This is a genomic window from Mesobacillus subterraneus (assembly GCF_020524355.2).
Taxonomy (GTDB): domain Bacteria; phylum Bacillota; class Bacilli; order Bacillales; family Cytobacillaceae; genus Mesobacillus; species Mesobacillus subterraneus_C.
In genome coordinates this window covers 547,328-559,609 of record NZ_CP129019.1, presented here as the reverse complement: position 1 = coordinate 559,609, position 12,282 = coordinate 547,328, and the positions used below count along the sequence as shown (strand labels likewise).

Here is a 12,282-nt window from a genome sequence, read left to right as displayed (position 1 = left end):
TCAAGCTTTTTTCTTTCCATTTATAAAAACAGCTTTTCCTTCAGAGTTAGCTTCATCAGGAAGATAAACATCAAATTCTTCTGCTGGTCCACTTACTGAAATCTTCCATCTATCCGATTCTTCTATGACGTCAACAACCCATTGATTATTCAGGTGGTCATTGATTCTTTCGGATAATCCATCCTTTAAATAAATCCTTAATAATGGTCTGACATAACTTGTAATATCATTGGAAACCCAAGAACCTAACTGAAGCGTTTGATCCACATTTGTTAAAATTACAGCCCCTTCTTTTACGTAAACAGGAATATGATCAAGTGGTGAATCAATCAATTCATAGGCAGGACCAATAATTCTTTTTCCGCTCCAGAAATCAAACCAAGTTCCTTCAGGGAAATAAACTTTTCTTGAAGTTGCACCTTCTTCTGTTACAGGAGCAACCAATAAAGAAGACCCAAAGTAATATTGGTCGAATACTCCTTCACCACGTTGATCTTCGGGGTTCTCCATAAATAAGGAGCGCATTAATGGAATTCCTGTTTCACTAGTTTTTCTTGCTTCGTTCCAAATGTAAGGGAGCAAGTTCATTCGGACATTGGCATAAAATCTATATCCCTCAATAGCAATTTTTTGATTGGTTCTCTCCGCAATATTCCATGGAGTGCGATCCTGATTAAACTCACCTTTGCTTTCAGCGTGATACTGCATGATTGGACAAAAGGCCGCCATGGCCGCAGATCTGACATACAATTCGGCCGTTGGAATATCACCATTGAATCCCGCTAAGTCCCAGCCCCAAAATGGAATTCCTGACATTCCAGAAGTGATACCTGCAGCCAAAGACCGCTTAAAGGCGTCAAAAGTCGATCTTTCATCCCCTGCCCAATGTGCCGGGAAGTTTTGAGCTCCCATATATCCGGCACGGCTAAAGGTCATTACATCTCCGCTTTTAAAGTCATTAGCAAATTGGTAGTACGCCTCTATATAATCATTTGGGTAAAAGTTGCGCATTTCGTCGCCGGTTTTCCCATCAGCAAACAGTAATTCGTCTCCGAACACGAACTCCCCACCATCTGTTTTGAAGCCATCCACTCCAATTTCAAGCAAATACTTCCGTTTGCTAAACCACCATTCTTTGGCTTCTTGATTTGAAAAATCCATCAACAGACTTTCCTTAAACCAGCCTTCAGGCATCCTGTATGGAGATTCGTCTTTCTTTTTGACAACATATCCATTTTCCAGCATGTATTTTTCATCAGCATCTTTTTGTGGATGCGTTTGCCTGTTCAAGTATTTTTTAATCGGAATCTGCCACAGAAGAACTTTCAACCCATTATCATGAAGGTATTCAAACAATCCCTTCGGATCAGTCCATCGTCCCCATTCAGGAAACTCCATTTCGTTGTAAGTATGACTTTCTCCGTTCCCCTTCACCTCATATTGGGCATCATTGAACATGTAATAAGTGGCTTCATCACTCCACTGTTCCAGAACTAGAACAGTTGCTGGTATTTGATATTCATTTGTTTTCTCAACTTCTGAACGGGTCAGACTGTCCCTGTCCCAGTTATTGCTCGACATCCAGGGTCCAAATGCCCAAACAGGTGGTAATACTGGTTTGCCAGTTTTCGAAGTAAAGGATTCAATCACTTCTTTTGGTGTTCCTAAGAATGCGGTAATCGAGGTGCTTTGTTGTTTTTCTGACATCCTTATCTTAATAGACATGGCATCCTTCAATGAGTGAGCGATGTCAAAATGGGTGTACCTGTTGGTATTAACCACCAAGCCATATCCCAGTGAACTGATGTAAAAAGGGACAGGCATATAAGTCCTTGTACCTTGGTCTCGATACTGATTATAAACATAGCAATCAATGATATTCCCGCGCTGCTCAACAGCGTTATATCTCTCACCGAATCCATAAAAGCTTTCGTTCAAAGGTGTATGGAAATTAAGCTTTAAATCCCTTATATGCCGATTCTTATCAGTCGTACATTCAATAAAGGAAAGGAAATCATGTGACTCTAAAAGTGTTTTGTTGGCATCTTTTATGCAAATAAAAAATGGATCTAACTTCAGGTCAACAGTAAATCCCTGGTTCATGGATTTTAGGGTAAGAGCTTCATATTCTTCCTGGAGGAATTCTTGATTAATATTTGAATCAATATTTATATAAAACTGATCTTCATTGAAGCCCAGATTGACCTGTAGCGAAAAACCTTCCTCATCTCTCGCTAACAAGACTACTTCACTCTCAGCCTTTTCAAAGAGGCGGAATTCATTCAGTACCCGTCGTTTTAGAGGTGTGATTGGAAACCCCTCTGATTGCACCTTAAGGCTCTCGCCTTTATAAGCAGAGAAATGATAACTGAATTCCTCTTCCTGGGTGAGGGGTTCGATAGTTCCAGTCCAAATGTAAACTTTTTTATCCTCAAGATATTTTCTCTTCAACTCTTTTGTCTTTACGGTTTCACAGCTAGCTGAGGTTAATGTTAATAAAACCGTATCTACTTCTCCTTCAGGCCATACCTGGCATGCTACTGTTATTGGCTCTTCGATTGTCGGATCATGTGGACTGCGTTCTGTAAGCTGTGGTTCGTAAATGTTATGATTGCCGTATGGTGTATGTACAATTTTGTACTCTTCTATTGGATCAACTTTATAGTGTTCTATCATTTCAATAATCACTTTACCAAGCTCTGATTCCTCGGTCGACTCTTTTCCAAGCTGGCTTTGTGCCAAGTTTAAATATGTATTCGCTTTTTCATAGTTGCCCTTTTCCAAAAAATATAATGATAATAGCGCGGTTGCTGAAGGAGATTCTTTCTTGCTTTCAATCGTTTTTAGTGCCCCTTTATTATTAACTAACTGTCTTTCGATTTGACCAACTGCTTCGACCACAATTAAGTCCTCTGGAGAAAACAATCCATATGGCATAACTGCTGTAAGCATATCCAATGAAATTTGCCGTTCATTCACTGCATTAAGCAGCATCCCACCTGAAAGTAGAGAGTCAAAGACAAAATCTCTTAATTCCGTGATTGTTTTTTGGAGTTCATATTGATGTAGATTATTTTTGGATTGAGTTAATGCCGCATATACCATTGCAATGTTCGAAACATACATATCTTTTTTGCCGTCTCCCCAAATACGTTCAAAAGGTTGTTTCCAACTATCCTGGAGAAACGTTAAGTAAGGTTGAACATTAACTTCTTTCAAGCTCTCACTATTCGTCTCTTTTAAATGGTTCTGCACATTCCATAGCCAGGTAGCAATTAGATATATACTGTCCTTATCAAGTTGAGGTTTATGATTCAGAAGAATTCTTTCCGAGGATGGATAATCGTTATTTAACTGGTATACATGAGCTTTAAGCAGCTTGCTGTACATTGCTTTTGAATCCATGTGTCTCTCCCCTTATGTTAGAAGAGAAGGATATGAGGATGCCTCGATATCCTTCTCCAGATTTGATTACTTCAACTTCTCTAATTCTCCCTGCATAACTTTCAATGCTTCTTCAGGGCTCTTTTTACCATTCACCACATTTTCTAGTTCCTTTGTGATCAGGTCACTCATTTTACTCCAATCTTCAATTACTGGAGGTAAAACAAGCGTATCCAGTGCTTCAAAAATCACTTCCCTGCTTTCTGGAGGAGTTTGTTCCAGATAAGGCTTTAAGATTTCTTCATTCGTGATTGCTGGAAGTTCCCATGAACTTGCAATTCGAATTTCTGCGGCTTCGTCACTAGCGCTCATGAAGCGTGCAAATTTATAAGCAGCGTTTTGAGCATCTGAGTCCTTTGAAACTGCTAATCCATTTGCGAAGAAGTGGTGTGCCTTTTGAGTATTACCTGCTTCAAGTGCAATATCCCATTTGAATGGTGCATCTTTAAAAGCGGATAGCATCCAGATTCCAGTGTGCAGGATCCCGATTTGACCATTTTTAAATAAATCTTCTGGCGACTGGCCTGATAGATCTCCTACAGAAGGAGTTACTTTATATTTGTTCACCTTATCAACCATATATTGAAGTGCTTCTGCATTTTCAGGGCTATCGATGGTTACTTCTGATTTATCTTCATTGAATACAGACCCACCATTCTGAGCAATCACTTTATAGAATTCATGGAACTGAATCGGTGAATAAGTACCCCAGATCTTTTCATCCTTGTTTGTGAGCTTTTGCGCTGCTGCTAATTCATCTTCCCATGTCCATTCTGCAGTTGGATAATCCACTTTTGCTTTATCAAACAAGTCTTTATTGTAGAAAGTAACAACGTTTGAGAAGCTTTCCACCATACCATATTGCTTTCCTTCGTATTGATAAGCTTTATATGCTTCTTGATTTAATTTAGATGGATCAAAGTCTTTATCTTCTTCAATGTATTTAGACAGGTCCGCTAAAGCTCCCTTTGAGGCATAACTAACGAAGTTTTCATAGTTAAGCTCGAATACATCCGGTGCTTTCCCGCCAGCAATCATGGTTTGCAGCTTTGTGAAATAATCATCATAAGCAGCAATCTCATAATCTACTTTTACATTTGGATTTTGCTTTTCAAAAGCACTGATCATGTCCTGTAGGTCTTTTTCATGGTCAGTACCTGGTGAAAAGGTAAAGTAATTGATGGTTACCTTTTCATCCTTGCTATCTCCAGAGCTCTTTTCCGAATCAGAACATCCTGCCAATACAGTAAAAGTAAGCATAAATAGTAGAACAATAGCCGAAACTAGCTTTTTCTGAGTCATCTCAATTCCCCCTTATTATTCTTTCATTCCACTCATTGTCATTCCTTGAATAAAGTACTTCTGCGCAAATAGATAGACTGCAAGTATTGGCAAAACACTAATGACTACGCCTGCCATCATCATGTTCCAATTCGTTTCCCACCTCCCTTGCAGAAGAGATAATCCTAGAGGCAAAGTAGCATAGCTTTTATCATTAATTACAATAAGTAGCCATAGGTAATTGTTCCAAGATTGCATGAATGAAAAGATGCCTAACGTCGCGAGTGTTGGTTTAGATAACGGCATGATTACACGCCAGAATATTGAAAAATGGTTGGCACCATCCATGAATGCAGCCTCTTCAAGTTCTTTCGGAATCGACAAGAATGCCTGCCGTAACAAAAAGGTTCCAAAAACACTAAACAATCCAGGGACGATCAATGCCTGATAGGTATCAAGCCAGCCAAAGTTTTTCATTAAAATAAACTGAGGTATCATGGTGACCTGCGCTGGAACCATCATAGTGGCAAGGTATAAAAGGAAAAGTTTATCCCTGCCCCAAAATTGCATCCTGGCAAACGCATAAGCTGCCATAGAACATAAAAGCAGTTGGCCCAAAGTTGTCAGAACCGCTACTAATAAGGAATTCCCTAAAAAATGAAGCATTGGGAATGCCCCTGTCACATCCTTATAGTTTTGAAAGCTTGCATGATCAGGGATAAACTGTGGTGGAAAGACCATTGTTGCTCCTTGATTCTTTAATGAAGTAGAAATCATCCATAAAAAGGGAAGCAGCATGGCGATTGCACCTAAGATCAATACGATGTATAGTAAACCTTTTTTAAATATCCTAAGACTTGTAAGTTGATAGTCTTTCTGAAGGACAGTTGATTGTTTTGTAACCGTATTCATTTCCATATTCAATCCGCCCACCTTTTCTGCATTTTCATCTGGATCAAAGTAATCACAAATATGACGATGAATAAAATCCATGACATTGCGGAAGCGTAGCCCATTTCAAAATACCGGAAAGCATGATTGTATATGTTTTGAACTAGTACATTTGTTGCGCCGCCAGGACCGCCTTCAGTCATGATCATGACCTGGTCAAAAACTTGGAATGAGTTAATCAAAGAAATGATGGTTACAAAAAATGTCGTAGGTGTCAAAAGCGGGAGGGTTATATTCCAGAATTTCTTCCAGGAATTTGCCCCATCGATGTCTGCGGCTTCGTAGTAAGAGGTTGAAATATTTTGTAGGCCGCCCAAGAAGAGTACCATAACAAATCCAATGTCTTTCCAGACACTTGTGATGATGATCGCTGGCATTGCTAGACTTTCATCTTGGAGCCAATTAAGCCCCTCAATACCAACAAATGATAAGAAGTAATTTATTAATCCATAACTCGGATTAAACAGCCATTTCCAGACTAGAGAGACAGCAACCCAGGATGTAACTACTGGTAAAAAATAAGCTGCTCTGAAAAAGGCTCTTAATTTTACTTTTCGATTAAGCAACAAAGCACATGCTAATCCGAAAATCATCACTAAAGGTAAATATCCAATAATGAAAGTTACCGTGTGGGTAAACGCTGCCCAAAATTCTTTGTCAACCATTAGCTGTTTGTAATTATCAATACCGACGAATTCCATAGTGGATATTAGGTCCCAGTTTGTAAAGCTGATGGCTAATGATGATAAAAGCGGGAAAACGATAAAAGTAAAGAAACCGATTAAATTGGGTAAAAGGAACACAGCTACCCAAAAGGCCGTCTTTTTCTTTGTCATACCAACCATGTTCTCACCTCAATTTAAAATAGATTTAGATTCTTCATAGATTGGAGCCTGGAACAAATGAGTGATTGCAAGTAGTGCTGCTCCTTTTAGCCATGAATCATCTCCAAGTTGAGTTGGTCTAATTTCTGTTTGAATATTTGCCGCTGAAAAAAAGTTCACTTTCGCAATATTCACAGCGGTGTCCATAAATAAGTGCTTGTATTTCATCCCTTCTCCAATAAGTAAAATTGTATGGGGATTAAGTGCGTTAATTGCATTTAGTATTCCGTACCCGAGATTCTCACCAAATGAATTCATTAACTCGATTGCCAGTGGATCTTCTTTTTCCGCTGCAGTCGAAACCTCTTCAAATGAAAAATCATCGATAATTGTCTCCGGATAGTTTGCTCTTATTTCAATGCCACGGTTAGATAAAAAGAATTCAGATGCATACATTTCTAAGCATCCCTTTTGTCCACAATGACAAGGATAGCCGCCAATCTTCATTACAGTATGGCCGAACTCACCAGCTCCCCCCGGATTCTCCATAGTAGATCTTCTTATCCACAACAAGGGACATACCTAAACCGGCACCAACAGATATACAGACAAAGTTTGATAGTTCTCTTCCTTCTCCGTACCATAATTCAGCCATTGTGTAAGCGTTGACATTTTTATCAATGAATACAGGGATGTTATTCAACTGTTCGCTTAACAATTGGCATAAAGGTACGTTCTCCCATCCCAGCATGGATGATCTAACAATCGTCCCTTCCTGGCGGTTGATTAATCCAGAAGCCGCGATTCCGATACCCAATAGTTGCTTCATTGGCTTATCAGCACTTTGTAAAAGCTCCTTAATTTCATCAGCAATCATTGATACAACATCCTGGATATTATCAAATCTGTTAAACTTCTTTTCTACTAAATCCAAAATTTCCGCATTTAGATTGGTTAAAGCGAATATAACCCTTTTTTCCTCAATCTTCACTCCAACCGTATAGCCGTAATCCGCATTAAACTCCAGCAGTACAGGCCTTCTACCCCCAGTGGATGTAGCAACACCGACTTCCCTTACCAAATCAATGGTCATTAATTCATCCACAATGTAAGTGATTGTAGACAAACTCATTTTGGTAATTTTAGAAACATCAGACCTGCTGATCCTGCCTGATTTCCTAATTAGGTTAATTACTATGGAACGGTTAATTTCTTTGATTAGATCCTTACTGCCTTTCCTAAGTCCATTCATATTATCCATCTCCATAATTTACTAATTAAAGAGTAACTTACTTTCTTCATTGAAGCAAGTAAGTTTTTTTAATATTTTTCGACAATTTTTTTGTAAAGTAAAATAGACTGCTGATTGGCAGTCTACTTGTTCTTTTTATTGAAGATAAAGCACCCTTATGTTTAAGTGTAATGTTTCACAAATAAATTGAACTCTTCTATTAATTAGTAAGAAATCCCCAAGAAGTATCCCATTTATTCATAAAATCACTGGTGAATGAGAGTTCACAGTTTTTTTCTCCCTTATTGTAATAATTGAAGAAAAGAATAGGGTTTTCAAAGCACTTTATCAATTGTTCTCGTCCTAATGTTTTATCAATTACATTACACATATGATAACCGATTGCTTTGTCTCGGGGTTCAAAACCATTAGAGTCAAAGCAATATTTATTAATCAGTTTTTTTATTTCATCATCTTTTTCAGCATAATTGAGGGCTTTCAAGATATCTTGTTCTAATTCTCTAATGAGTGTGCCAATATTTAGTTGTCGATTATCCATTGACTGACGGTATTTAAGTGCGTAATCTTCTCCGTGAGATTCAACTACCAGTGGATACAAATCCTGTGAATGGTTAAATAAATAGGTAGCTGCTCCCTCACTTAGTATGGCAATTGATAAATACCTGGCAATATCAATTCCCTTATCTATTCCTGTTAATTTAAATTGTGGACTTTTACTTAACCAATATTTAAAACCTATATGATGATATTCGTGCAATAGAATCCCTTCAATTAAGTAAAGATCCTTTTGATTAGAAGGAAAAAACATAGCATTTAATAACATATCATTGTTTCCATAAATGCTTCCACCGTTTATCCCATCTAATGTGAAATAGATATTAATATCTATTTCAGTTTTAACCGGAAGTGTTTCCAAAAGTTTCTCTTCCATTTTACTGAATTCATATCGTTCAATTAATGCAAGTTTATTTCTTAATAAATCTATATTTCTTAATTTACATAGATTTTTATGTAGTAACTGCAGACTAGGATTATCTGTTCCATATCCAATATTGTATATAGCAATGTACAAAATGTCTAAATATTGTTCCTTACTAAAGACCCCATCATAAAAGGCAAGCATTTTATTAAATGAGGTATTAGATTCAAATTGGGTCACTAACTGTTGAAAACTTCGTTCTGTAAATTCCCCAATATCAAAGAATTCAACAAAATCTTTTACCAGTGAGTAATCAACCTTAACTTTCATTGGACATCCCCCTAATCCGACTGCATACTAGCACTTAATACCTCGACTCCTATTTAACTAATTCGATAATGGGGATTTTTATCCTGTTATGTAATACAAAATTTAACCAATTGTTCAAATTTCTTCTTCCACTCCCTCAGTTTTCCTCACGTCCTCCGGCATTCGTTTTTATACCAGACGGCCAAGAAAGTGCCGCTTACGACGCTCACGCAGCTGGCTGGCCACGATGATCCGAAGACGACGATGATCTACACCACGCCGAACCTGCAGGAAGTCGGAGCGAAACTCGTTGACTTGTACCTGGAGGATGAGTGAGCGGATAAAGAGGTTCGAATTTCAAATAAAAAGCCGGATGTCTCCTGTAATGAGGAAATCTCCGGCTTTTTTTATTCATCTTAAAATTGAGCTGGGACTTTAACAAGGCGATATTTTTTGGTCCACATTTCTGTGCTTACGATTAATGTATCATCGTCTTTTTCAAAAAATAGACTATTACCATCTGCCTCTTTGAAAACCCAACCTTTGCTGCTGATAAAATCTTGAATCTGTTTATTGACGTCTTCCGAATTCTTCATGATATACCAGGTTGCCTCATCGTCTTTTGAAATCTGTACTAATGGTTGATCTGATTCATTCAATTTCTGCACAGCTTCTTTCGGGGTGGATTCTACATCTGCCGGAAGGGCTGGGTAACGCAACTGATTAAAATAAATAAAAATTGCTAATAGGACAATGCCAATCAAAACCACGCCTATGATAACCCATTTTCTATTCACCTTACATCCCCCTTTCTTCATAAACTTATTTACTATTTTAACCAAAAGCGCAAACTAATTACAGTTTGCGCTTTCAAATCGTTCAATTATTAATTTGATGCTTTGTCCATTTCATAACCATATACTTTATAGCCACTATTATACCAATTTGCTAAAGTTGTTGTCTCTTTTTTATCAGTTGTATGTTGTGTTAAATATTTATTGCTGCTGTATGAACCAGTATTCTTCGTAATCAGGGCTGTATGGTCGATGCTGCCATCGCCTGTGAAATCAGCATTTACAGCATCACCCGTTTGCAACGCTGAAACCGAACTCGCTACGCCTGCCCGTGCCTTCCAGTGGGTATAGAAGTTATGAGCGCCACCCCAAGTATATGACGGCACAACACCATAACTCCAAGATGCTGACGAAGTATAGGACGATCCGTATCTCATTTTCATGCCACCGTTATATAAGGCTTGTGAAACGAAGTCTGCACAATCATTCCACTGACTCCAACAGCTCTTATCATAAATGCTGCAGCCTGCTTTATAGGCATAATAGTCATAAAGAGGATTTCTTCCGTCCCACCATTTATAGGCGTAATCCCTTGCCTTGATGTTGTCATATCCATTCGAATAAACAGTTGCGATTGATACAATATCCCCAGAAGTTTCATCAGTTTCAGCAGTAGCTGGATCATTTGGTGAAACCGGCAATAAGCTGCTTAACTCGCCGTTCTCCTGTTCCGATAATACAGTATTCTTAGCTAACTTATTCTTGAATCCTTTGAGTTTATTATTCTGAGCGTGATTTTCATAATAATCGATAAATTGAACGAACGATACTATTTTTTTCATATCTTCTTCACTGAACTCGTCAAACGCCGTACCCAAAGATAAAACAAATTGCTGATAGGCTGGGTCCTCGAGATCAGTGACGATCGAAAGATCATTCGCTTTTATGTATTCCTCGACAAGTTTAATGGCCTCGCCATGCTCCACCTTAGCCATTTTTCTTTCTTGTGCCGGATTATCTGAGATGGTTTTGTAGAACTTAATGTCCTTTACGGAAAAGACATTTTCCCTCTTTTCCTGGACTTCCACTTTTTCCGCGGTCAAAGGCGCGGCGACAGAGGTTGTCAGCGCTACTGCAAAAAACAATGCCGAAATCAATTTTTTCTTCATACGTGCATTCCTCCTTATTTTTTGTAATTTCTTACAATTCCCAATGTACCATAAAATTGGAAGATTCATAGTCAAATTTTAATAGATTGCACCAACTGGACTTGGGAAAATTTTAGGACAAGTGATTGCTGTATTTTGTTCACCTATTTGGAATGGAAAACAGGGGGTATGCGTTTACCCGGAATATGTGCGGTGCATGCATCTTTTTTAGCCACCAAGACTTCTATTTTATATGTTTCTATATAAATCAGCCTCATGTGTGGAAAAATGAAGGAAATTGGTAGTGAACACAAGAATGCGAGGAAGTAAAAATGAAAAATACTTTGGGATTCAGCCATTGTCGAACGCTTTTTCGCCTAAAAGGGGTAATTGTTGGAAGTGAATTTGTTATAATAATATTACGGGAAGCGAACCTGTCCTTTTATCCTCCATTCTATGGAAGAAAGGGGTGAGGGTGGTTGGCTCGTAACAACTCCAAACGCAACACCAACCAATGCCCCCTCAAAAGGGCAGCTGCCTATAAAACCCGCAAGGAAGGACAAGCACTGATACTCAAAGAGCTGAAATGGTCGATTTTCGCAATCGTCCTTATCCTGGGTATCGCCTTGTTCTCCCTGGCGGGCGTTGACCTGAAACTTATTGCCGACATCGCGGCAGCAAGTGGAGTGGTCGACATAGGCGCTCGATTAAAACCTTAGCATAACCACGCTTGACCTTATCATATGGACATTCATTGATTTTATGCAGCATTTTTACCGGGACTGGACAACCCGAAGCCGCTTCTTCGTATGGACATGCAGGACAGGTGTATAAAACGATGGGTTCAACCAGTGATCCAGGAATACAGCACAAAAAGAAAAGCCCCGCAGTTGGACGACTGCGTAGGCTTTTTCTTCTGGTACGTGAACGTCACCGCAAGATACGTCCTGCTGTTTCGTGCCGTTCAGCATTACCTGGTTAGTATGTGGTTCCGGCACATACGAAAAACGTAAATGATCTAGTAAACTCCAGTGTCGCTGATGGACGTCAGCTTTTGGGCTCGTTGGCTAGAACCATTCTTTTGTAACAACTCCTAATAAAAGTATATCACGATGTGTGATTTTGTAAACCACAAAGGGCAAACTTTATGATTATAGCGATAGACGACAGCCCGAGTCAATCGCTTTCCCTTCTATTGTGTGTTTTAATTTTCGACACCTCGCTGTATCACTAATCCGCGACCATGACGTTATTTTCAAGAAAAGGTCTTTTATCTTGTTCCATTTAAGGGGGGCTTTTACGGAACAAGCAGATAATATAGAAATAGGGACCCTGAGTGATTAGCTTAACGGGTTTAATT

General features: G+C 38.7%; 12 protein-coding genes. 2 read left to right on the top strand and 10 right to left on the bottom strand.

Going from position 1 to position 12,282, the window contains the following annotated elements; translation table 11 throughout:
- The 7 genes from LC048_RS02735 to LC048_RS02705 all read right to left on the bottom strand — a co-directional run bounded on the left by LC048_RS02735 (window position 1) and on the right by LC048_RS02705 (window position 9,001).
- Window positions 1-3,405, bottom strand: a complete 3,405-nt coding sequence (locus LC048_RS02735) for a glycoside hydrolase family 31 protein (RefSeq protein ID WP_306049385.1) — start codon at window positions 3,403-3,405, stop codon at window positions 1-3.
- A gap of 66 nt (window positions 3,406-3,471) precedes the next feature.
- Window positions 3,472-4,746: an ABC transporter substrate-binding protein gene (locus LC048_RS02730; RefSeq protein WP_226601972.1), complete on the bottom strand. Its 1,275-nt coding sequence runs from the start codon at window positions 4,744-4,746 to the stop codon at window positions 3,472-3,474.
- A gap of 15 nt (window positions 4,747-4,761) precedes the next feature.
- Window positions 4,762-5,523, bottom strand: coding sequence for a carbohydrate ABC transporter permease (locus LC048_RS02725; protein ID WP_371932038.1), 762 nt, complete (start codon window positions 5,521-5,523; stop codon window positions 4,762-4,764).
- A gap of 122 nt (window positions 5,524-5,645) precedes the next feature.
- Entirely contained in the window at window positions 5,646-6,521 is an 876-nt protein-coding gene (locus LC048_RS02720; protein WP_226601971.1) for a carbohydrate ABC transporter permease, read from the bottom strand.
- 9 nt (window positions 6,522-6,530) lie between these two features.
- On the bottom strand, window positions 6,531-7,049 hold the full coding sequence (locus LC048_RS02715; RefSeq protein WP_306049383.1) for an ROK family protein: 519 nt from the start codon (window positions 7,047-7,049) through the stop codon (window positions 6,531-6,533).
- The gene (locus LC048_RS02710; RefSeq protein WP_306049381.1) at window positions 7,024-7,752 is read right to left on the bottom strand and encodes an ROK family protein; all 729 of its coding nucleotides are present in this window, start codon (window positions 7,750-7,752) and stop codon (window positions 7,024-7,026) included. The genes LC048_RS02715 and LC048_RS02710 overlap by 26 nt, the downstream gene beginning before the upstream one ends.
- A 199-nt stretch (window positions 7,753-7,951) precedes the next feature.
- Window positions 7,952-9,001 carry a DUF5700 domain-containing putative Zn-dependent protease gene (locus LC048_RS02705; protein WP_226601969.1) on the bottom strand — a complete coding sequence of 350 codons (1,050 nt, stop codon included), beginning with the start codon at window positions 8,999-9,001 and terminating at the stop codon, window positions 7,952-7,954.
- 93 nt (window positions 9,002-9,094) lie between these two features.
- Between LC048_RS02705 and LC048_RS24900 the strand changes: the two genes are divergently transcribed.
- A complete protein-coding gene (locus LC048_RS24900) occupies window positions 9,095-9,316 on the top strand; it encodes a tyrosine-type recombinase/integrase (RefSeq protein ID WP_226602001.1) in 222 nt (73 codons plus the stop codon).
- Window positions 9,317-9,396: 80 nt separating this feature from the next.
- Here LC048_RS24900 and LC048_RS02700 read toward each other — a convergent pair whose 3' ends face one another.
- Together LC048_RS02700 and LC048_RS02695 are read right to left on the bottom strand one after the other, a co-directional pair.
- The gene (locus LC048_RS02700; protein WP_226601968.1) at window positions 9,397-9,777 is read right to left on the bottom strand and encodes a hypothetical protein; all 381 of its coding nucleotides are present in this window, start codon (window positions 9,775-9,777) and stop codon (window positions 9,397-9,399) included.
- 89 nt (window positions 9,778-9,866) lie between these two features.
- Window positions 9,867-10,943, bottom strand: coding sequence for an amidase domain-containing protein (locus tag LC048_RS02695; protein WP_306049376.1), 1,077 nt, complete (start codon window positions 10,941-10,943; stop codon window positions 9,867-9,869).
- Between the two features lie 458 nt (window positions 10,944-11,401).
- Between LC048_RS02695 and LC048_RS02690 the strand changes: the two genes are divergently transcribed.
- A complete protein-coding gene (locus LC048_RS02690; protein WP_306049374.1) occupies window positions 11,402-11,641 on the top strand; it encodes a hypothetical protein in 240 nt (79 codons plus the stop codon).
- A gap of 54 nt (window positions 11,642-11,695) precedes the next feature.
- On the opposite strand, the gene LC048_RS02685 is transcribed toward LC048_RS02690, so the two are convergent.
- The gene (locus LC048_RS02685; protein WP_306049372.1) at window positions 11,696-11,920 is read right to left on the bottom strand and encodes a hypothetical protein; all 225 of its coding nucleotides are present in this window, start codon (window positions 11,918-11,920) and stop codon (window positions 11,696-11,698) included.
- Window positions 11,921-12,282 lie beyond the last annotated feature (362 nt).

What these genes read in the sequence shown, in the direction of transcription:
- LC048_RS02720 (WP_226601971.1), bottom strand. Translation starts at nt 6,521, where the DNA reads ATGGTTGGTATGACAAAGAAAAAGACGGCCTTTTGGGTAGCTGTGTTC.
- LC048_RS02725 (WP_371932038.1), bottom strand. Translation starts at nt 5,523, where the DNA reads ATGCTGCTTCCCTTTTTATGGATGATTTCTACTTCATTAAAGAATCAA.
- LC048_RS02695 (WP_306049376.1), bottom strand. Translation starts at nt 10,943, where the DNA reads ATGAAGAAAAAATTGATTTCGGCATTGTTTTTTGCAGTAGCGCTGACA.
- LC048_RS02705 (WP_226601969.1), bottom strand. Translation starts at nt 9,001, where the DNA reads ATGAAAGTTAAGGTTGATTACTCACTGGTAAAAGATTTTGTTGAATTC.
- LC048_RS02735 (WP_306049385.1), bottom strand. Translation starts at nt 3,405, where the DNA reads ATGGATTCAAAAGCAATGTACAGCAAGCTGCTTAAAGCTCATGTATAC.
- LC048_RS02710 (WP_306049381.1), bottom strand. Translation starts at nt 7,752, where the DNA reads ATGAATGGACTTAGGAAAGGCAGTAAGGATCTAATCAAAGAAATTAAC.
- LC048_RS02730 (WP_226601972.1), bottom strand. Translation starts at nt 4,746, where the DNA reads ATGACTCAGAAAAAGCTAGTTTCGGCTATTGTTCTACTATTTATGCTT.
- LC048_RS02715 (WP_306049383.1), bottom strand. Translation starts at nt 7,049, where the DNA reads ATGGAGAATCCGGGGGGAGCTGGTGAGTTCGGCCATACTGTAATGAAG.